The following is a 20,019-nucleotide window of genomic DNA, read 5'->3' on the forward strand; positions in this document are numbered from 1 at the left end:
AATAAATATGCGGCAAGGTATTCTTAAATAAACTGTCAATTTGATAGTGGGAACAAATAATTGGATGTCCTTTTTTAGGAGGGCTTAGTTTTTTGTACCCAGTTTAAGAATACCTTTATCATGTGATTCTAAAGTATCCGGAGAATATCTGTATGCTTTGTATGCCTATGGTTATGCATAAAAATCCCAGTGATAAAAGTATTTATCACTGGGATTTTTATGCCCTTTTGGGTTTTTGAATGGAGGAAAATCACATGAAAATTATTAATATTGGAGTTTTAGCTCATGTTGATGCAGGAAAAACTACCTTAACAGAAAGCTTATTATATAACAGTGGAGCGATTACAGAATTAGGAAGCGTGGACAAAGGTACAACGAGGACGGATAATACGCTTTTAGAACGTCAGAGAGGAATTACAATTCAGACAGGAATAACCTCTTTTCAGTGGGAAAATACGAAGGTGAACATCATAGACACGCCAGGACATATGGATTTCTTAGCAGAAGTATATCGTTCATTATCAGTTTTAGATGGGGCAATTCTACTGATTTCTGCAAAAGATGGCGTACAAGCACAAACTCGTATATTGTTTCATGCACTTAGGAAAATGGGGATTCCCACAATCTTTTTTATCAATAAGATTGACCAAAATGGAATTGATTTATCAACGGTTTATCAGGATATTAAAGAGAAACTTTCTGCCGAAATTGTAATCAAACAGAAGGTAGAACTGTATCCTAATATGTGTGTGACGAACTTTACCGAATCTGAACAATGGGATACGGTAATAGAGGGAAACGATGACCTTTTAGAGAAATATATGTCCGGTAAATTATTGGAAGCATTAGAACTCGAACAAGAGGAAAGCATAAGATTTCAGAATTGTTCTCTGTTCCCTGTTTATCACGGAAGTGCAAAAAACAATATAGGGATTGATAACCTTATAGAAGTTATTACTAATAAATTTTATTCATCAACACATCGAGGTCAGTCTGAACTTTGCGGAAAAGTTTTCAAAATTGAGTATTCGGAAAAAAGACAGCGTCTTGCATATATACGTCTTTATAGTGGCGTACTGCATTTGCGAGATTCGGTTAGAATATCGGAAAAGGAAAAAATAAAAATTACAGAAATGTATACTTCAATAAATGGTGAATTATGTAAAATCGATAAGGCTTATTCCGGGGAAATTGTTATTTTGCAGAATGAGTTTTTGAAGTTAAATAGTGTTCTTGGAGATACAAAGCTATTGCCACAGAGAGAGAGAATTGAAAATCCCCTCCCTCTGCTGCAAACGACTGTTGAACCGAGCAAACCTCAACAAAGGGAAATGTTACTTGATGCACTTTTAGAAATCTCCGACAGTGACCCGCTTCTGCGATATTATGTGGATTCTGCGACACATGAAATCATACTTTCTTTCTTAGGGAAAGTACAAATGGAAGTGATTAGTGCACTGTTGCAAGAAAAGTATCATGTGGAGATAGAACTAAAAGAGCCTACAGTCATTTATATGGAGAGACCGTTAAAAAATGCAGAATATACCATTCACATCGAAGTGCCGCCAAATCCTTTCTGGGCTTCCATTGGTTTATCTGTATCACCGCTTCCGTTGGGAAGTGGAATGCAGTATGAGAGCTCGGTTTCTCTTGGATACTTAAATCAATCATTTCAAAATGCAGTTATGGAAGGGATACGCTATGGTTGCGAACAAGGATTATATGGTTGGAATGTGACGGATTGTAAAATCTGTTTTAAGTACGGTTTATACTATAGCCCTGTTAGTACTCCAGCAGATTTTCGGATGCTTGCTCCTATTGTATTGGAACAAGTCTTAAAAAAAGCTGGAACAGAATTGTTAGAGCCATATCTTAGTTTTAAAATTTATGCGCCACAGGAATATCTTTCACGAGCATACAACGATGCTCCTAAATATTGTGCGAACATCGTAGACACTCAATTGAAAAATAATGAGGTCATTCTTAGTGGAGAAATCCCTGCTCGGTGTATTCAAGAATATCGTAGTGATTTAACTTTCTTTACAAATGGACGTAGTGTTTGTTTAACAGAGTTAAAAGGGTACCATGTTACTACCGGTGAACCTGTTTGCCAGCCCCGTCGTCCAAATAGTCGGATAGATAAAGTACGATATATGTTCAATAAAATAACTTAGTGTATTTTATGTTGTTATATAAATATGGTTTCTTGTTAAATAAGATGAAATATTTTTTAATAAAGATTTGAATTAAAGTGTAAAGGAGGAGATAGTTATTATAAACTACAAGTGGATATTGTGTCCTGTATGTGGAAATAAAACACGATTAAAGATAAGGGAAGATACTGAATTAAAAAAATTCCCCCTCTATTGTCCGAAATGCAGACAAGAAAATTTAATTGAAATAAAGCAGTTCAAAGTAACTGTGATTACAGAGCCAGACGCAAAGACGCAGAGCCGATAAAATGAGATTAATACAATCTCATTTTATCGGCTCTTTCCGTTATGTATGGATTCTTTTAATTAGTCTTCGATGTTTCTTGCTTCGTTGATACCGCTGGCTAAAGATTCCATTAAGGATAGTTCTTTGTCTGTAAAGCTATCCATGTATTTCTCTATCTGTAATCGTCGGGTGCTTTTTACCAAGTTATTAGCAGGTAGGGGTCCCGAGCGCCTACGAGGAATTTGTATCGATAAGAAATAGATTTAAAAATTTCGCTGTTATTTTGTACATTTAACTTGACGGTGACATCTCTCTATTGTGAGTTATTAGTGGTACAGTTTTCAACCGTTTTAATTATAAAAAAGTGGTGCATTTTTAAATTGGCACAAACAGGTAACGGTTATTGCAGGTGTATTTCTTATCTATGGGTTTAACATGGATTTTATCATTAAAATCATGAGTATTGTCCGAGAGTGATTGGTCTTGCGTATGGTTAACCCTAAAGTTATGGAAATAAGACTTAGAAGCAAACTTAAGAGTGTGTTGATTGTGCATTATCTTAAAATTTTGTATAATAGGAATTGAAGTTAAATTAGATGCTAAAAATTTGTAATTAAGAAGGAGGGATTCGTCATGTTGGTATTCCAAATGCGTAATGTAGATAAAACATCTACTGTTTTGAAACAGACTAAAAACAGTGATTACGCAGATAAATAAATACGTTAGATTAATTCCTACCAGTGACTAATCTTATGACTTTTTAAACAGATAACTAAAATTACAAACAAATCGTTTAACTTCTGTATTTATTTATAGATGTAATCACTTCAGGAGTGATTACATGAACAAAAATATAAAATATTCTCAAAACTTTTTAACGAGTGAAAAAGTACTCAACCAAATAATAAAACAATTGAATTTAAAAGAAACCGATACCGTTTACGAAATTGGAACAGGTAAAGGGCATTTAACGACGAAACTGGCTAAAATAAGTAAACAGGTAACGTCTATTGAATTAGACAGTCATCTATTCAACTTATCGTCAGAAAAATTAAAACTGAACATTCGTGTCACTTTAATTCACCAAGATATTCTACAGTTTCAATTCCCTAACAAACAGAGGTATAAAATTGTTGGGAATATTCCTTACCATTTAAGCACACAAATTATTAAAAAAGTGGTTTTTGAAAGCCATGCGTCTGACATCTATCTGATTGTTGAAGAAGGATTCTACAAGCGTACCTTGGATATTCACCGAACACTAGGGTTGCTCTTGCACACTCAAGTCTCGATTCAGCAATTGCTTAAGCTGCCAGCGGAATGCTTTCATCCTAAACCAAAAGTAAACAGTGTCTTAATAAAACTTACCCGCCATACCACAGATGTTCCAGATAAATATTGGAAGCTATATACGTACTTTGTTTCAAAATGGGTCAATCGAGAATATCGTCAACTGTTTACTAAAAATCAGTTTCATCAAGCAATGAAACACGCCAAAGTAAACAATTTAAGTACCGTTACTTATGAGCAAGTATTGTCTATTTTTAATAGTTATCTATTATTTAACGGGAGGAAATAATTCTATGAGTCGCTTTTGTAAATTTGGAAAGTTACACGTTACTAAAGGGAATGTAGATAAATTATTAGGTATACTACTGACAGCTTCCAAGGAGCTAAAGAGGTCCCTAGCGCCTACGGGGAATTTGTATCGATAAGGAATAGATTTAAAAATTTCGCTGTTATTTTGTACAATAAGGATAAATTTGAATGGTACCATAAACGACCGTTTATGGTACCTTTTCATTTTCCTGCTTTTTCTAAATGTTTTTTAAGTAAATCAAGTACCAAAATCCGTTCCTTTTTCATAGTTCCTATATAGTTATACTTAATGAGTTATGGTACATTTAAATTATAAAATTAAGGAGGTTTTTTTATGATTTTTGGCTATGCTCGAGTGAGTACGGATGATCAAAATCTTAGTTTACAAATTGATGCACTTACTCATTATGGAATTGATAAATTATTTCAAGAAAAAGTAACTGGTGCGAAAAAAGACCGACCGCAATTAGAAGAAATGATCAACCTACTACGTGAAGGAGATTCTGTTGTCATTTACAAGTTAGATCGAATTTCACGATCAACTAAACATTTGATTGAACTTTCTGAATTATTTGAAGAACTTAGTGTCAATTTTATATCTATTCAAGATAACGTAGATACTTCAACGTCTATGGGAAGATTCTTTTTCCGAGTTATGGCTAGTTTAGCAGAACTGGAACGGGATATTATTATTGAACGAACTAACTCTGGTCTTAAGGCAGCCAGAGTCCGAGGAAAAAAAGGGGGCCGTCCAAGTAAAGGTAAGCTATCAATTGATTTAGCTTTAAAAATGTATGACAGCAAAGAGTATTCTATTCGTCAAATTCTTGATGCCTCTAAATTAAGCAAAACAACCTTTTACCGTTACCTCAATAAAAGGAATGCTTAAGATATGGCTATGAAAAGAATTTTAACTACTTCACAGCGTGAACAACTTCTTTCTGTAGACCACTTATCAGAAGAGGATTTTAAAGCGTATTTTAGTTTTTCTGATTATGATCTGGAGGTTATTAATCAACACCGTGGAAAGGTCAATAAACTAGGATTTGCGATACAACTTTGTTTGGCCCGGTATCCTGGGTGTTCTTTAAGTAATTGGCCGATTAAATCAACCAGACTAACTTCTTATGTGAGTCGACAGCTCCATCTTGATGCAATTGATTTAAATTCATATGATCATAGAAATACACGTGCAAATCACTTCAACGAGATCTTAGAAGTATTCAACTATCATCGATTCGGTAGTGCTAATACACAAAAACAGTTAATAGAATATTTAATTGAACTAGCTTTAGAAAATGATGACTCTATCTATCTAATGAAAAAAACAATTGATTTCTTAACTCGAAAAAGAATTATTTTTCCATCTATAGCTACACTTGAAGACATTATAAGCCGCTGTCGAGATAAAGCAGAAAACAACTTATTTTCAATATTACTCTGTTCATTAACAGATATACAAATTGAAAAACTAGAGAGTTTGTTTCAAATTTATGAAGAGACGAAAATAACTAAACTCGCTTGGCTAAAAGACATTCCAGGTAAGGCAAATCCAGAAAGCTTTATGAGTATTTGTAAAAAAGTGGAAGTGATTGCTTCCATGGGACTCGGGACAATTAATGTCTCCCATATTAATCGGAACAGGTTTCTTCAGCTAGCTAGACTAGGGGAAAATTATGATGCATATGACTTCTCCCGTTTTGAGCTTGAAAAAAGATACTCTTTACTTATTGCTTTTTTAGTCAATCATCATCAATATCTGATCGATCAACTGATTGAGATTAATGACCGCATTTTAGCAAGTATTAAACGCAAAGGGACACGTGATTCACAAGAACAGTTAAAAGAAAAAGGAAAATTGGCTACTAAAAAATTGGAACATTATGCTTCTTTAATTGATGCTCTTCACTTTGCAAAAGATAATGATAGTAATCCTTTTGACGAAATTGAACGAATCATGCCTTGGGAAGATTTAGTACAAGATGGAGAAGAAGCTAAAAAAATTACAGGTAATAAAAATCATGGCTATTTAGAAATGGTTCGAAATAAAGCTAATTACCTCCGAAGATACACGCCAATGTTATTGAGGACCCTTTCGTTCAAAGCAACTCCGGCAGCAAATCCAGTCCTCATGGCCCTAACTCAACTAACTGATTTACACAATAGTGGTAAAAGAAAAATACCGGCAGATACTTCTACTGATTTTGTGAGTAAAAAATGGAAAAGCCTTGTTCGGCCAGAAGAGGGGAAAATAGATCGGTCTTACTATGAGTTAGTAGCTTTCACCGAGCTAAAGAACAATATTCGATCAGGAGATATTTCAGTTGAAGGAAGTATGATCCATCGAAATATTGATGATTACTTAGTTGATTTATCTGCTTGTATTGATTCAGAAACTATTCCAGACACGTTTGAGGACTATTTAAAGGATCGGGAAATAATTTTAGATTTACAGCTTCAATTTTATTCGACAGTTGATAAGAGAATTTCAAGAGCAAACCTTAAAAAGTTGGAAAAAGTTACACCTAGCGAAGCAGAAATATATAGAAAAAAACTTTATTCAATAATTCCTAAGATAAGGCTTAGTGATCTTTTAATTGAGGTGGACAGTTGGACCAACTTTTCACAAGAATTTAGTCATGATTCTACAGGGAAACCGCCGAGTGAACAAGAAAGAAAAATTATTTTTGCTGCTTTGCTGGGTTTAGGGATGAATATTGGTCTTGAAAAAATGGCCCAATCAACTCCTGGAATTTCTTATTCTCAGTTAGCCAATGCCAAACAATGGCGCTTTTATAAAGAAGCTCTGACTCGTGCTCAATCTGTTTTGGTTAATTATCAGTTAAAGCTTCCTGTTGCAGACTTTTGGGGTGAAGGAAAAACCACTGCTTCAGACGGAATGCGCGTCCCAGTGGGCGTCTCAGCTCTAAAATCCGATGTTAATCCACATTACAAAAGTATGGAAAAAGGAGCTACAATGATTCGATCAATAAATGATAGGCATACGACTCATCATATCGAGGTTGCTTCAACTAATACAAGGGAAGCTACTCATACCCTTGATGGCCTACTTTATCATGAAACAGATCTAGATATTGAGGAACATTTTACTGATACAAATGGGTATTCTGATCAGGTGTTTGGAATGACCGCATTACTAGGCTTTGATTTTGAACCTCGCATCAGAAATATAAAAAAATCACAATTATTTTCTATCAAATCACCTTCCTACTACCCTAACTTATCAGAAGATATAAGCGGAAAAATCAATGTAAAAATTATTGAAGAAAACTATGATGAAATTAAACGAATCGCCTATTCGATTCAAACAGGAAAAGTATCTAGTTCTTTACTATTAGGAAAGCTAGGCTCATACGCACGTAAGAATAGAGTAGCTCTTGCACTGAGAGAACTAGGTCGCATTGAAAAGAGCATTTTTATGATAGATTATATTACAGATAGTGAGCTACGGCGAAGGATCACTCATGGACTAAATAAGACAGAAGCGATTAATGCTTTAGCTAGAGAACTATTTTTTGGGCGACGCGGAAAATTTATGGAGCGCGATATTCGCCGACAACTTCAAAGTGCTAGTGCGCTTAATGTGTTAATAAATGCAATAAGTATATGGAACGCCGTCTACTTACAAGCAGCTTATAATTATCTCGTCAAAATAGATCCCGAAGTAACTAAGTATATGAAGCATGTATCTCCTATTAATTGGGAGCATATCACTTTTCTTGGAGAGTATAAATTTGACTTGTTATCTATTCCTAAACACTTAAGAGAATTGAATATAAAAAATAAATAGGCCTTGAAACATTGGTTTAGTGGGAATTTGTACCCCTTATCGATACAAATTCCCACTAAGCGCTCGGGACCCCAGGTAAGAAAAATTCATCAACGGAAACATGAAGTAACGATACAAGGTCATAAAGAACTTGTATGCTGGGGTGTTGCCCTTTATTTTCAATATTAGTTAAGTACCGTGGGTCAATTTCAATCAATGCTCCCACTTGTTCACGAGTTAAACCTCGTTTCAATCGAGCTTCTTTAATGGCTAAACCAAAGGCTCTAAAATCATATTTATCTTCTTTTTTACGCATAGTAGACCACCTCTATACATTTTATTGTTCCTACTGAATTAAAAACAGGTATAGAAAAACGTGTTATATGGTTTATAGGTTTATATTTAATAAAAAGCACTACTAAACGCCAATAAAAAAAACCGTTATATGGTAGTGCTATTTACGCTGTTAAAATATTGTATATTACTTCCAAATGGCGGTTTGTTGGAGGTCAACGTCGCCATGAAGTACATCATATACAATAAATTTCCTTACATTGGGTTCTTGTCAAAAAAAGTCGTCTATCTGCAATAGATAAGTACGTCCACCAATGTGGTTTTATAAATCATATAGATAGAATAACAGAAGCATGTAAACAGAGAAATAAATCTGTTTATATGCTTTTTTGGCTATTCAGAACTTTTTTACAAAGTTTATTTATCAGTAATGCAACAAATCCCCCTTTCACATTGGGACTAAGAGTGAAAGGAGATAAACGAGCAAGGCTCACTTCCTTTCCTAGACAGAAAGGGGGTGAGAAACATGAAACCATCTTCTTTTCAGACCACAATAGAAAATCAGTTTGACTATATCTGTAAACGTGCTATGGAAGACGAGCGAAAGAATTATATGCTTTATCTTTCAAGGATTGCAAAGCGTGAGGTGTCCTTTTCGGATGTTGGCGATTATCTTGTTAGCCAGTTTGCGACAACAGATAACTATTCAACTGACTTTCAGATTTTTACACTCAATGGGTTATCAGTAGGCGTTGAAAATGATTTGTTGAGTGAAGCATTACGTGAGTTGCCAGACAAGAAACGTGAAATTCTACTGCTGTTTTACTTTATGGACATGAGCGATTCAGAAATTGCAGACCTGTTGAAATTGAACCGTTCTACTGTCTATCGGCATAGAACCAGTGGACTAGCCTTAATTAAAAAGTTTATGGAGGAATTTGAAGAATGAAAACACAATATCCTATGATTCCCTTTCCTCTCATTGTAAAGGCAACAGATGGCGATACCGAAGCGATTAACCAGATTCTACATCATTACAGAGGGTACATAACGAAGCGTTCCCTACGACTTATGAAAGATGAATATGGCAATCAAAGTATGGTCGTTGATGAAGTCTTACGTGGAAGAATGGAAACCAGACTGATTACAAAGATTTTGTCATTTGAAATTAAGTAATATCCTCTCTCCTTTCGTGGAAGCGTGCTAAACCATTCCACGCTTCCCGAACAGGGAGGTTTGTTATTCCACCAAAGCATATTGAGCTTTCAATGTGTTTTGATAGGCTAACGAGCCATTGTTCTTTGAAAACTGAATAAAAGTAATCGAATACGTTTCGATAAGAAAAGAGCCAACGGAACTAACCGCCATGACCTATCTTATAAAGATAGCGAGCGATTCATGTTAGTGATCCGAGAAGCAATCTTTAGCAGGATTGCCTGCAACGACATTCTTATCGTGATAATGATACTCCCATACAGTCAATAGTCCGAGCGTGATAAAACCGTCGCAGGCAATGAGTATGGCTACATGAGAACCATGCAGGGGTGGAACTCCCGTGAGCTTTGCTAAAGCTGTTCGATTGCTGGTAAAACAACTTTTATGAAATCCAAATAAGTGATTTGGAAAGGAGGATTTTATGAAGCAGACTGACATTCCTATTTGGGAACGTTATACCCTAACCATTGAAGAAGCGTCAAAATATTTTCGTATTGGCGAAAACAAGCTACGACGCTTGGCAGAGGAAAATAAAAATGCAAATTGGCTGATTATGAATGGCAATCGTATTCAGATTAAACGAAAACAATTTGAAAAAATTATAGATACATTGGACGCAATCTAGCGTCGCCAAAGGGTCTTGTATATGATAAAATAGTATTAAGTCGTATCAAGGCTCTTTCCATAAAGGAAAGGAGCAAATGCCATGTCAGAAAAAAGACGTGACAATAAAGGTCGAATCTTAAAGACTGGAGAGAGCCAACGAAAAGACGGAAGATACTTATACAAATATATAGATTCATTTGGAGAACCGCAATTTGTTTACTCGTGGAAACTTGTGGCTACAGACCTAGTACCAGCAGGAAAGCGTGATTGTATCTCACTTAGAGAGAAAATCGCAGAGTTACAGAAAGACATTCATGATGGTATTGATGTTGTAGGAAAGAAAATGACACTCTGCCAGCTTTACGCAAAACAGAACGCTCAAAGACCAAAGGTTAGAAAAAACACTGAAACTGGACGCAAATATCTTATGGATATTTTGAAGAAAGACAAGTTAGGTGTAAGAAGTATTGACAGTATTAAGCCATCAGACGCTAAAGAATGGGCTATTAGAATGAGTGAAAATGGTTATGCTTATCAAACCATCAATAACTACAAACGTTCTTTAAAGGCTTCATTCTATATTGCTATACAAGATGATTGTGTTCGGAAGAATCCATTTGACTTTCAACTGAAAGCAGTTCTTGATGATGATACTGTCCCTAAGACCGTACTAACAGAAGAACAGGAAGAAAAACTGTTAGCCTTTGCAAAAGCTGATAAAACCTACAGCAAAAATTATGATGAAATTCTGATACTCTTAAAAACAGGTCTTCGTATTTCAGAGTTTGGTGGTTTGACACTTCCAGATTTAGATTTTGAGAATCGTCTTGTCAATATAGACCATCAGCTATTGAGAGATACTGAAATTGGGTACTACATTGAAACACCAAAGACCAAAAGTGGCGAACGTCAAGTTCCTATGGTTGAAGAAGCCTATCAAGCATTTAAGCGAGTGTTAGCGAATCGAAAGAATGATAAGCGTGTTGAGATTGATGGATATAGTGATTTCCTCTTTCTTAATAGAAAGAACTATCCAAAAGTGGCAAGTGATTACAACGGCATGATGAAAGGTCTTGTTAAGAAATACAATAAGTATAACGAGGATAAATTGCCACACATCACTCCACATAGTTTGCGACATACATTCTGTACCAACTATGCAAATGCAGGAATGAATCCAAAGGCATTACAGTACATTATGGGACATGCTAATATAGCCATGACGCTGAACTATTACGCACATGCAACATTCGATTCTGCAATGGCAGAAATGAAACGCTTGAATAAAGAGAAGCAACAGGAGCGTCTTGTTGCTTAGTAGTACAAATGAATTTACTACTTATTTACCACTTCTGACAGCTAAGACATGAGGAAATATGCAAAGAAACGTGAAGTATCTTCCTACAGTAAAAATACTCGAAAGCACATAGAATAAGGCTTTACGAGCATTTAAGAAAATATAAAAAGATAATTAGAAATTTATACTTTGTTTAAGTATAAAAATAATAAAAATCTATTGACGAAATAAAAATATAGTTTATAATAAAAACATAGACAATGAAAATATCGAAAATTATAAAAAGGCAATGCATTTATGAAAAAGAAAACAGCAGTGGTATTTGGAACCTTTGCTCCGCTTCATCAAGGGCATATCGATCTGATCCAGTGTGCAAAGCGGCAGTGTGACCAGGTTTGGGTTGTCGTTTCAGGCTATGAGGGAGACAGAGGGGAACAGGTAGGCTTAACGCTTCAAAAAAGATTTCGCTATATCCGAGAGGCCTTTCGTGATGACGAGTTGACCTCTGTCTGCAAGTTAGATGAAATCAATCTTCCTCGTTACCCTATGGGTTGGCAGGAGTGGTTGGACCAAATGTTAGCGGAGATTTCCTATGATAAAAACCAGCAAGAACTAATTTTCTTTGTGGGAGAAGCAGACTACCAGCAAGAATTGTCTAATCGTGGCTTTGAGACTGTCTTGCAAGAAAGAAAGTTTGGTATCTCAGCGACTATGATTCGAGAAAATCCAAGCAAATATTGGAAATATATTGCTCAACCCTTCCGACGTCAGTTTACAAAGAAAGTGTTGATTATGGGAAGTGCTAGCAATGGGAAGACAACTTTGGCCAAGGATTTGGCTAGGTATTACGATGCACCCGTTAGTCTGGAATACGCGCGTGAATACCAGATCAAAAACAATGTCCGCGACGATGAATTGACTCCAAAAGATTACTATTATATCCTGTTGGGGCAGTATGACCAGACCTCTAAGTTAATTGACAGTAATGCCAATAGGGGACTGGTGGTAGCAGACACCAACTCCTTAGTAACCAAGGGCTACTATGATTATTACATGGAGACTGAGGATCAAGGGGACTTATCGGGAGAGACTTTTGATAATCTCTTTGTCTCGATATTGGCTAAGGAGAAATGGGACTTGATTCTCTTTGTGCAGCCTGTCGGCTCCTATGTCAATGACGGATTTAGAGATATGACTATAGCAGAAGACCATATTCGTCATAGTTTTTCCCAGCATTTGGATCAGATGAGGGAGCGCTACTTAGCAAATATTCCACTAGTTTATCTAGCAGAGGATTATCTAGGAAATTATGAAACTGCAAAAGAGGCTATTGATGCCATTTATCAAGCAGATTAGGAGAAAATTATGAAAAAACTAACTGAAAAAATCACACAATTTATCGAAAACTTTAAAAATGTCCATGCGGAAGCCCGCAAGATTGGTTTTGCAGGAATCATGCACTTGCTCTGGAAAGATCTCTTTGTCGGCCGTAGTCTTTTCCAGTGGTTGTATCTCATCGTCCTGTCAAGTGTTCCCTTGATCTTGGAATTCACGCAAAATACAGAAAGTCATGACTGGATGAGCTTGTTTGCATCTTGGACTGGGATTGTCTGTGTTATCTTGGTAGCAGAAGGGCGTGCAAGCAATTATCTCTTTGGGGCCATTAACTCTGCTATCTATTTGGTTTTGGCCATGAATGCGACTTTTTATGGCGAAGTTTTGACGACAGTTTACTTCTTTGTCATGCAGCCGATTGGCCTCTATGCTTGGCTGTCCAACCGTATTAATGACCAAGGAAAAGCAGAAGAATCTCACTTTGAAGCCAAGAAATTATCTGTGCTTGACTGGCTCAAGTACTTAGCCTTGACTGCTATCATTTGGATTGGTATGGGCTTAGCTTACCAAAGTATCCATAGTGCTCGCCCTTTCTGTGATAGTGTTACCGATGCGACCAATGGTGTTGGTCAGCTCTTGATGACACGTCTTTACCGTGAGCAATGGATTTTCTGGATTGCAACCAATCTCTTTAGTATCTATCTCTGGTGGGGTGAAAAGATCCATATCCAAGGGATGTACTGGGTTTACACTCTCAATAGTCTAGTAGGTTGGTACCAATGGACCAAGGCAGTTCGTAAGGAGGCATAAAATGGCGGACACGATGATTCCAGCTGGGATGACAGAGAGAGAATATTTTGAAATCCATGCCAGTCAGGAAGAGTTTTTAGATTGGTACTACAAGCAGGAACTCCCTCAATACGAAAAACCAAGTGTGACGGTGGATATGGTAGCCTACTGCTTTGTCGAAGGAAAGATCAAGCTCTTATTAATTCGACGCAAGGCTCACCCTTATCAAAATTGTTTGGCTCTGGTTGGAGGATTTATGGACAAGGGCGAAGACGCTGCGCATGCCTGTCAGCGTGAGGTGAGAGAAGAAGTCAATCTCGATCTTCCTTTGGAAAAAATCGAGCAATTGATGACCGTATCGACTCCCGGCCGTGACCCACGGGGCTGGACAGTGACCATTGCCCACTTGGTTTATTTGCCTAGTCGTGCATTAGAACTTGTTCAAGCAGGAGACGATGCCAAGGATGTCGTTTTCGTAGATGTCGATTTTCAGACGGGCAAGTGCTTCTTAGAGGGAGTAGAGTTGGAGGAGCAAGCCTTCGCTTTTGACCATTATGCCATTATCCAAGAATCCATCAAACGAATCCAAGGTCGACTTGACTGGAATCCGACCTTCCTTTATCTGCTAGAGGAGGAGTTCACTGTATACGAAGGGACTGAACTGGTCAATCTTATCAACCCCGGTCGTCCAATCGTCAGCAATAACTTTCTCGTAAAATATGGAGAATATGTAGAAGAAGTCGGACTCAAACGAGTACCTAAAAAGAAACCAAGAAAAACCTATCGATTGAAATAAAAGAGTCTGGGACAAAAAGATTTTGATTTTAGGAATTCTTTATTATAAATTTTAAAAATCGATAGATTAGACAAAAAAGCGAACAAGACAGAATTCTGAGTGTCAGATAACTCGTTTTGTTCGCTTTTTATATTTAAGGCTAGACTTTTGTCCCAGACTCTTATTTTATACTTGTACTTGGGTTAAAAATTCTTCTGTAGTAAGAATTTGAGCAAACTCATCTTGTAGAGAAAGGAGATTAATCTCATGGATAGTCTCAGGAGAGATGACTTGACCGTTTTTGTTAGATAGGGTAAAACTGGCAGTAGCATCTGCTAGTAAAGTGACTTCAAAACCAAGATTTGCTGCCATTCGTGTCGTAGTAGATACACAATGAGGCAGGGTCAAACCAACAACGACTAAATGACAAATCTGATTTTTTCGTAAATAGGCTTCAAGATTTGTTCCAATAAAGGCGCTATTAACCGTTTTTTGAAAGACAGGTTCTGAAGCAACTGGTTCAAATCCACTTTTAAACACCTGATTTTGTTTGTTATGAAATTGTGACTGGGGATTGTCAGATATGTGTTGAACATGTAAGACTGGAAGAGCGTGTTTACGAAAGTATGCCAGTATCCTCAATGCTTGTTGTTCAGCTTGAGGGTTGTTCCGTTCTCCCCAGATAGGGTTATCAAATGCTTTTTGCATATCGATAATCAGTAGAGCAGTATGAACCATTTTATGCTTTATCCAATTGCAAGAGGGCTTCAATCTCTGCTAGGGTGCTAGCTTGTGAAATGGCTCCACGGAGTTTAGCTGCACCAGATGTTCCACGAAGGTAGTGAGGAGCGAGTCCACGGAATTCACGAACTGCGACGTTTTCTCCTTTGAGGTTAATCAAGCGTTTCAAGTGTTCGTAGGCGATCTTCATCTTGTCTTCAAAGGTCAAATCAGGTAGGATTTCTCCTGTTTCAAAGTAATGGTTGATTTGGTTGAAGAGGTAAGGATTTCCCATGGCAGCTCGGCCAATCATGACTGCGTCAGCACCGACTTCTTCGATACGTTGTTTGGCTTCTTGAACTGTACGGATGTCACCGTTGGCGATAAATGGAATCTTGGTCAAAGCTTGAGCTACGTTGTGCAAGGTCTCAAGGTCTGCATGACCTGTATACATTTGTTCACGGGTACGGCCATGCATAGCGAGGGCAGAAACACCTGCAGCTTCAGCGGCGAGGGCATTTTCTACTGCCAGAGATGGATCAGCCCATCCGGTACGCATTTTGACAGTAAGGGGGATATCAAGGACAGATTGAACCTTGTTGATGATAGAGTAGATCTTATCTGGATCCTTGAGCCACATAGCGCCAGCTTCGTTCTTCACGATTTTGTTAACTGGGCAGCCCATGTTGATATCCACAATATCGGTCTTGGTGTTTTCTTGGATGAATTCTGCTGCGCGTGCTAGGCTGTCTTCATCGCTACCAAAAAGTTGGATAGAGACTGGGTTTTCGCCTTCATCGATATGAAGCATGTGCAGGGTTTTTTCATTGTTGTATTGGATTCCCTTGTCAGAGACCATTTCCATTACAACGAGTCCAGCTCCGAGCTCTTTTGCGATAGTGCGAAAGGCTGAGTTGGTGACACCAGCCATGGGTGCTAAAACGGTACGATTGGGAATCTCAACATTGCCAATCATAAAAGGTGTATTAAGATTTGTCACGAATGAGTTCCTCCAGGTCGTTTTCATCAAAGTTATAGGTAGTTTGGCAGAATTGACAAGTGATTTCTGCCCCGTGGTCTTCCTCTTTCATTTCCTGTAAGTCTGAGCTTGGAAGGCTAGCAAGAGCGTTCATAAAGCGTTCATGGCTACAGTCACATTGGAAACGGATTTCTTCTTCAGAAAGACGCTTGTAGGCCTCGTCACCGTAGATAGCCTTGAGGAGGGCTTCGATATGGTCTTCACTTTCCAGAAGGGTTGAGATAGCTGGCATTTCTTGGATGCGTTTTTCAAAGCGAGCAATCTCTTCTTCCTTGGCTCCCGGCAAGACTTGAACTAGGAAACCACCAGCAACCTTGACCTTGTCTTCTTCGTCCAAAAGGACATTGAGGCCGACTGCAGAAGGGGTTTGTTGGCTTTCAGTCAGGTAAAAGGCAAGGTCTTCACCGATTTCCCCAGAAATGAGGGGAGTCATAGAGTTGTAAGGATTTCCAGTACCGTAGTCTGTGATAACGAGGAATTGACCATTTCCAACAAAAGGTCCGACTAGAACTTCACCAGTTGCGGTCTTTTTGATGTCAACACCAGGATTTTGAACGTAACCTTTGACATTCCCCTTGGTATCAGCGACGGTGATGATAGCACCTAGAGAGCTAGAGCCCAGTACCTTTACTGTTAGTTTGGTATTTCCTTTTTCATTGGCTGCGAGAATCTGGCTAGCGATAAGAGTTCGACCAAGCGCTACAGTTGAGCTAGCTTGGGTTTGGTGTTTTTCTTGAGCAGTGCGGACGGTTTCTGTGCTGTCAAGGACAAAAGCACGAAAGGCTCCGCTTTCTGATATTGTTTTAATAATTTTATCCATAGCTACTATTTTAGCATAAAAATGCCCAAAGGGGGAGCCGTGTGTTTGCTGATTTTTAGGATAATGGACCATGAAATCAGCATGAAAATAAAAAGAGAAACAGATTATTTCAGCATTTGTAAGATTTATGCTATGCTTAAGGTAGAAAATGAAAGGGGTAACAAATGTATTTAGGAGATTTGATGGAAAAGGCCGAATCTGGCCAATTTTCAATCCTTTCCTTTCTATTACAAGAGTCTCAGACGACCGTCAAGGCTGTAATGGAGGAAACAGGATTTTCAAAAGCAACCCTAACCAAATATGTCACCCTACTCAATGACAAGGCTTTGGATAGTGGCTTAGAGCTGACTATTCACTTAGAAGATGAAAATCTGCGTCTATCGATCGGTGCAGCTACCAAGGGGAGAGATATTCGGAGCTTGTTTTTGGAGAATGCTGTTAAATACCAGATTTTGGTTTATCTTCTCTACCACCAACAGTTTTTAGCCCATCAGCTGGTTCAAGAATTGATGATTAGTGAGGCTACGCTTGGTCGCCACTTGGCTAGTTTAAATCAGATTTTGTCAGAATTTGACTTATCTATCCAAAATGGACGTTGGCGAGGTCCAGAGCATCAGATTCGCTATTTCTATTTCTGTCTTTTCCGCAAGGTCTGGTCGAGTCAGGAGTGGGAAGGTCACATGCAGAAACCAGAGAGAAAGCAGGAAATTGCTAGTTTAGAAGAAATCTGCGGTGCGAGTTTGTCTTTGGGGCAGAAATTGGACTTGGTTCTCTGGGCTCATATCAGTCAACAACGTCTCCGTGTCAATGCCTGTCAGTTTCAAGTCATAGAAGAGAAAATGCGAGGGTATTTTGACAATATTTTCTACCTTCGTTTGCTGAGAAAGGCTCCGTCCTTTTTTGCTGGGCAACACATTCCTTTGGGGACTGAGGATGGTGAGATGATGATTTTCTTCTCTTTCCTCCTATCTCATCGTATTCTTCCTCTTCATACTATGGAGTATATCCTTGGTTTTGGAGGGCAGTTGGTAGATTTACTGACGCAATTGATTCAAGAAATGAAAAAGGAGGAGTTGCTGGGCGGTTATACAGAGGACCATGTCACCTATGAACTCAGTCAGCTTTGTGCTCAAGTCTATCTCTATAAGGGCTATATTTTACAGGATCGCTACAAGTACCAGTTGGAGAATCGTCATCCCTATTTGCTGATGGAACATGATTTTAAAGAGACAGCAGAAGAGATTTTTCATGCTCTACCTGCTTTTCATCAGGGGACAGACTTAGATAAGAAAATTTTCTGGGAATGGCTCCAGTTAATCGAATATATGGCTGAAAACGGTGGCCAGCATATGCGGATTGGTCTGGATTTGACATCTGGTTTTCTTGTCTTTTCAAGGATGGCAGCCATTTTGAAACGGTATTTGGAATACAACCGTTTTATTACCATTGAGGCCTATGACCGAACTCGGCATTATGATTTACTGGTTACCAATAACCCCATTCATAAGAAAGAACAGACCCCAGTCTATTATTTAAAAAACGACTTGGATATGGAAGATTTGGCAGGGATTCGTCAGTTATTATTCACTTAAAAGGCTTGGTTGTTCCAGGTCTTTTTTGTGAAATTCACACAATCTACTCACATTTTTTAAAAAATTAAAAAAAGTTGATGAACAAGAAAGCGCTTCATTTTGTATACTAGTTAGTGTAAAGAGGAAACATCCTCAAGATCTTTATCAGGAGGACAGCACATGTCACAAGAAAAATACATTATGGCCATTGACCAGGGAACTACAAGTTCTCGTGCCATCATTTTCAACAAAAAAGGAGAAAAGGTTAGCTCGAGTCAAAAAGAGTTTACCCAGATTTTCCCTCAGGCAGGTTGGGTTGAACACAATGCCAATGAAATTTGGAATTCCGTCCAGTCAGTTATTGCGGGAGCTTTCATCGAAAGTGGTGTCAAGCCAAATCAAATCGAAGCAATCGGGATTACTAACCAGCGTGAAACAACTGTTGTCTGGGATAAGAAAACAGGGCTTCCTATCTACAACGCTATCGTTTGGCAGTCACGCCAGACAGCTCCTTTGGCTGAACAACTAAAAAGTCAAGGTTATGTAGAAAAATTCCATGAAAAAACTGGTTTGATCATCGATGCTTACTTTTCTGCTACCAAGGTTCGTTGGATTTTAGACCATGTAGAAGGAGCTCAAGAGCGAGCAGAAAAGGGTGAATTGCTCTTTGGTACCATCGATACTTGGTTGGTTTGGAAATTGACTGACGGTGCGGCTCACGTGACGGATTACTCAAATGCAGCTCGTACCATGCTTTATAACATTAAAGAACTCAAATGGGATGATGAGATTTTGGAAATTCTCAACATTCCTAAGGCTATGCTGCCAGAAGTTCGTTCTAACTCTGAAATTTACGGTAAGACAGCGCCATTCCATTTCTATGGTGGAGAAGTTCCAATCTCAGGTATGGCTGGGGACCAACAAGCAGCCCTCTTTGGACAGTTGGCCTTTGAACCTGGTATGGTTAAAAATACTTATGGAACAGGTTCTTTCATCATCATGAATACTGGGGAAGAGATGCAGTTGTCTGAAAATAACCTCTTGACAACGATTGGTTACGGAATCAACGGCAAGGTTTACTATGCCTTGGAAGGTTCAATCTTTATCGCAGGAAGTGCTATTCAGTGGCTTCGTGACGGTCTTCGCATGGTTGAAAATTCACCAGAATCTGAAAAATACGCTCGTGATTCTCACAACAATGATGAAGTTTATGTCGTTCCTGCCTTTACAGGTCTAGGTGCTCCATACTGGAACCAAAATGCTCGCGGTTCTGTCTTTGGTTTGACTCGTGGAACAAGTAAAGAAGACTTTATCAAGGCAACCTTGCAATCTATAGCTTATCAAGTGCGTGATATTATCGATACGATGCAAGTGGATGCTCAAACAGCTATCCAAGTCTTGAAAGTAGACGGTGGTGCAGCTATGAACAACTTCCTCATGCAGTTCCAAGCTGATATTTTGGGAATCGATATCGCACGCGCCAAAAACTTGGAAACAACAGCTCTAGGGGCAGCCTTCCTAGCAGGTTTGTCAGTAGGTTACTGGAAAGACTTGGATGAGTTGAAACTCTTGAACGAGACAGGAGAACTCTTTGAGCCATCTATGAACGAATCTCGCAAGGAACAACTCTACAAGGGCTGGAAGAAAGCTGTGAAAGCAACCCAAGTCTTTGCGGAAGTAGACGACTAATACTGGAAGAATAAAGCGACTTAGTTAGAAAGTGTGTAAAT

Annotated in this window: 20 protein-coding genes and 3 pseudogenes; 17 read left to right on the top strand and 6 right to left on the bottom strand. The window is 38.3% G+C overall.

Annotation, left to right across the window (positions count from 1 at the left end; translation table 11 throughout):
* Positions 1-122: 122 nt before the first annotated feature.
* The 3 genes from HT720_RS05245 (at position 123) to HT720_RS05255 (ending at position 2,460) form a co-directional block, all read left to right on the top strand.
* Positions 123-239: a tetracycline resistance determinant leader peptide gene (locus HT720_RS05245; RefSeq protein ID WP_001814923.1), complete on the top strand. Its 117-nt coding sequence runs from the start codon at positions 123-125 to the stop codon at positions 237-239.
* Positions 240-254: 15 nt separating this feature from the next.
* On the top strand, positions 255-2,174 hold the full coding sequence (gene tet(M) / locus HT720_RS05250; protein ID WP_173274907.1) for a tetracycline resistance ribosomal protection protein Tet(M): 1,920 nt from the start codon (positions 255-257) through the stop codon (positions 2,172-2,174).
* A gap of 118 nt (positions 2,175-2,292) precedes the next feature.
* The gene (locus HT720_RS05255) at positions 2,293-2,460 is read left to right on the top strand and encodes a cysteine-rich KTR domain-containing protein (protein ID WP_000336323.1); all 168 of its coding nucleotides are present in this window, start codon (positions 2,293-2,295) and stop codon (positions 2,458-2,460) included.
* Between the two features lie 59 nt (positions 2,461-2,519).
* Here HT720_RS05255 and HT720_RS05260 read toward each other — a convergent pair.
* Positions 2,520-2,657 (bottom strand): annotated as a pseudogene (locus HT720_RS05260) (XRE family transcriptional regulator); the annotation flags it as partial.
* Between the two features lie 283 nt (positions 2,658-2,940).
* Between HT720_RS05260 and HT720_RS10355 the strand changes: the two are divergent.
* From HT720_RS10355 to HT720_RS05280, 5 genes and pseudogenes are all read left to right on the top strand, one after another.
* A pseudogene (locus tag HT720_RS10355) lies at positions 2,941-3,024 on the top strand (MLS leader peptide); the annotation flags it as partial.
* Between the two features lie 48 nt (positions 3,025-3,072).
* Positions 3,073-3,156, top strand: coding sequence for a 23S rRNA methyltransferase attenuation leader peptide (locus HT720_RS05265; protein WP_001814874.1), 84 nt, complete (start codon positions 3,073-3,075; stop codon positions 3,154-3,156).
* A gap of 124 nt (positions 3,157-3,280) precedes the next feature.
* Entirely contained in the window at positions 3,281-4,018 is a 738-nt protein-coding gene (erm(B), locus tag HT720_RS05270; RefSeq protein WP_001038790.1) for a 23S rRNA (adenine(2058)-N(6))-methyltransferase Erm(B), read from the top strand.
* Positions 4,019-4,372: 354 nt separating this feature from the next.
* Positions 4,373-4,927, top strand: a complete 555-nt coding sequence (locus HT720_RS05275; protein WP_000576156.1) for a recombinase family protein — start codon at positions 4,373-4,375, stop codon at positions 4,925-4,927.
* 3 nt (positions 4,928-4,930) lie between these two features.
* The gene (locus HT720_RS05280) at positions 4,931-7,849 is read left to right on the top strand and encodes a Tn3 family transposase (RefSeq protein WP_001240982.1); all 2,919 of its coding nucleotides are present in this window, start codon (positions 4,931-4,933) and stop codon (positions 7,847-7,849) included.
* Positions 7,850-7,922: 73 nt separating this feature from the next.
* Here HT720_RS05280 and HT720_RS05285 read toward each other — a convergent pair.
* Positions 7,923-8,144: pseudogene (locus HT720_RS05285) on the bottom strand (helix-turn-helix transcriptional regulator); the annotation flags it as partial.
* A 504-nt stretch (positions 8,145-8,648) separates the two neighbouring features.
* On the opposite strand from HT720_RS05285, the gene HT720_RS05290 reads away from it, so the two are divergent.
* Both HT720_RS05290 and HT720_RS05295 read left to right on the top strand, forming a co-directional pair.
* On the top strand, positions 8,649-9,071 hold the full coding sequence (locus HT720_RS05290) for a sigma-70 family RNA polymerase sigma factor (RefSeq protein ID WP_000804885.1): 423 nt from the start codon (positions 8,649-8,651) through the stop codon (positions 9,069-9,071).
* Positions 9,068-9,298 (top strand): helix-turn-helix domain-containing protein, encoded by a 231-nt coding sequence (locus HT720_RS05295; protein ID WP_000857133.1) that lies wholly within the window; start codon positions 9,068-9,070, stop codon positions 9,296-9,298. Before HT720_RS05290 ends, HT720_RS05295 begins: the two co-directional genes overlap by 4 nt.
* A 225-nt stretch (positions 9,299-9,523) precedes the next feature.
* On the opposite strand, the gene HT720_RS10220 is transcribed toward HT720_RS05295, so the two are convergent.
* On the bottom strand, positions 9,524-9,775 hold the full coding sequence (locus HT720_RS10220) for a hypothetical protein (RefSeq protein ID WP_001845478.1): 252 nt from the start codon (positions 9,773-9,775) through the stop codon (positions 9,524-9,526).
* Here HT720_RS10220 and HT720_RS05300 point away from each other — a divergent pair.
* The 5 genes from HT720_RS05300 (at position 9,759) to HT720_RS05320 (ending at position 14,160) form a co-directional block, all read left to right on the top strand.
* Positions 9,759-9,962: an excisionase gene (locus HT720_RS05300; RefSeq protein ID WP_000814511.1), complete on the top strand. Its 204-nt coding sequence runs from the start codon at positions 9,759-9,761 to the stop codon at positions 9,960-9,962. The two genes, HT720_RS10220 and HT720_RS05300, sit on opposite strands and share 17 nt — an antisense overlap.
* Before the next feature lie 81 nt (positions 9,963-10,043).
* Positions 10,044-11,261, top strand: coding sequence for a tyrosine-type recombinase/integrase (locus tag HT720_RS05305; RefSeq protein WP_001291557.1), 1,218 nt, complete (start codon positions 10,044-10,046; stop codon positions 11,259-11,261).
* Between the two features lie 276 nt (positions 11,262-11,537).
* Positions 11,538-12,596, top strand: a complete 1,059-nt coding sequence (locus tag HT720_RS05310) for an AAA family ATPase (protein WP_173274908.1) — start codon at positions 11,538-11,540, stop codon at positions 12,594-12,596.
* Between the two features lie 9 nt (positions 12,597-12,605).
* Positions 12,606-13,385: a nicotinamide riboside transporter PnuC gene (gene pnuC / locus HT720_RS05315; protein ID WP_173234323.1), complete on the top strand. Its 780-nt coding sequence runs from the start codon at positions 12,606-12,608 to the stop codon at positions 13,383-13,385.
* A 1-nt stretch (position 13,386) separates the two neighbouring features.
* Positions 13,387-14,160 carry an NUDIX hydrolase gene (locus tag HT720_RS05320; protein ID WP_173249771.1) on the top strand — a complete coding sequence of 258 codons (774 nt, stop codon included), beginning with the start codon at positions 13,387-13,389 and terminating at the stop codon, positions 14,158-14,160.
* Between the two features lie 165 nt (positions 14,161-14,325).
* Here the strand turns inward: HT720_RS05320 and HT720_RS05325 are convergent, their stop codons facing one another.
* From HT720_RS05325 to hslO, 3 genes are read right to left on the bottom strand one after another with little or no spacing between them, the layout of a single operon-like run.
* Entirely contained in the window at positions 14,326-14,877 is a 552-nt protein-coding gene (locus HT720_RS05325) for a cysteine hydrolase family protein (RefSeq protein WP_172925430.1), read from the bottom strand.
* Position 14,878: 1 nt separating this feature from the next.
* The gene (dusB, locus tag HT720_RS05330) at positions 14,879-15,859 is read right to left on the bottom strand and encodes a tRNA dihydrouridine synthase DusB (protein ID WP_020902632.1); all 981 of its coding nucleotides are present in this window, start codon (positions 15,857-15,859) and stop codon (positions 14,879-14,881) included.
* On the bottom strand, positions 15,846-16,718 hold the full coding sequence (gene hslO, locus HT720_RS05335; RefSeq protein ID WP_000357854.1) for an Hsp33 family molecular chaperone HslO: 873 nt from the start codon (positions 16,716-16,718) through the stop codon (positions 15,846-15,848). The genes dusB and hslO overlap by 14 nt, the downstream gene beginning before the upstream one ends.
* A 164-nt stretch (positions 16,719-16,882) precedes the next feature.
* Between hslO and HT720_RS05340 the strand changes: the two genes are divergently transcribed.
* Complete coding sequence (locus tag HT720_RS05340) at positions 16,883-18,310, top strand: helix-turn-helix domain-containing protein (protein ID WP_049511830.1); 1,428 nt, start codon at positions 16,883-16,885, stop codon at positions 18,308-18,310.
* Positions 18,311-18,469: 159 nt separating this feature from the next.
* Positions 18,470-19,978 carry a glycerol kinase GlpK gene (gene glpK, locus HT720_RS05345; protein WP_000076784.1) on the top strand — a complete coding sequence of 503 codons (1,509 nt, stop codon included), beginning with the start codon at positions 18,470-18,472 and terminating at the stop codon, positions 19,976-19,978.
* Positions 19,979-20,019: the final 41 nt, after the last annotated feature.

Source organism: Streptococcus sp. 68 (assembly GCF_013277415.1).
Lineage (GTDB): Bacteria > Bacillota > Bacilli > Lactobacillales > Streptococcaceae > Streptococcus.

Bases quoted from the DNA above. Each gene is read 5' to 3' on its own strand.
- HT720_RS05265 (WP_001814874.1), top strand. From the start codon at position 3,073: ATGTTGGTATTCCAAATGCGTAATGTAGATAAAACATCTACTGTTTTG.
- HT720_RS05275 (WP_000576156.1), top strand. From the start codon at position 4,373: ATGATTTTTGGCTATGCTCGAGTGAGTACGGATGATCAAAATCTTAGT.
- HT720_RS05280 (WP_001240982.1), top strand. From the start codon at position 4,931: ATGGCTATGAAAAGAATTTTAACTACTTCACAGCGTGAACAACTTCTT.
- HT720_RS05290 (WP_000804885.1), top strand. From the start codon at position 8,649: ATGAAACCATCTTCTTTTCAGACCACAATAGAAAATCAGTTTGACTAT.
- HT720_RS05295 (WP_000857133.1), top strand. From the start codon at position 9,068: ATGAAAACACAATATCCTATGATTCCCTTTCCTCTCATTGTAAAGGCA.
- HT720_RS05300 (WP_000814511.1), top strand. From the start codon at position 9,759: ATGAAGCAGACTGACATTCCTATTTGGGAACGTTATACCCTAACCATT.
- HT720_RS10220 (WP_001845478.1), bottom strand. From the start codon at position 9,775: ATGTCAGTCTGCTTCATAAAATCCTCCTTTCCAAATCACTTATTTGGA.
- HT720_RS05305 (WP_001291557.1), top strand. From the start codon at position 10,044: ATGTCAGAAAAAAGACGTGACAATAAAGGTCGAATCTTAAAGACTGGA.
- HT720_RS05310 (WP_173274908.1), top strand. From the start codon at position 11,538: ATGAAAAAGAAAACAGCAGTGGTATTTGGAACCTTTGCTCCGCTTCAT.
- pnuC (WP_173234323.1), top strand. From the start codon at position 12,606: ATGAAAAAACTAACTGAAAAAATCACACAATTTATCGAAAACTTTAAA.
- HT720_RS05320 (WP_173249771.1), top strand. From the start codon at position 13,387: ATGGCGGACACGATGATTCCAGCTGGGATGACAGAGAGAGAATATTTT.
- HT720_RS05325 (WP_172925430.1), bottom strand. From the start codon at position 14,877: ATGGTTCATACTGCTCTACTGATTATCGATATGCAAAAAGCATTTGAT.
- hslO (WP_000357854.1), bottom strand. From the start codon at position 16,718: ATGGATAAAATTATTAAAACAATATCAGAAAGCGGAGCCTTTCGTGCT.
- HT720_RS05340 (WP_049511830.1), top strand. From the start codon at position 16,883: ATGTATTTAGGAGATTTGATGGAAAAGGCCGAATCTGGCCAATTTTCA.
- glpK (WP_000076784.1), top strand. From the start codon at position 18,470: ATGTCACAAGAAAAATACATTATGGCCATTGACCAGGGAACTACAAGT.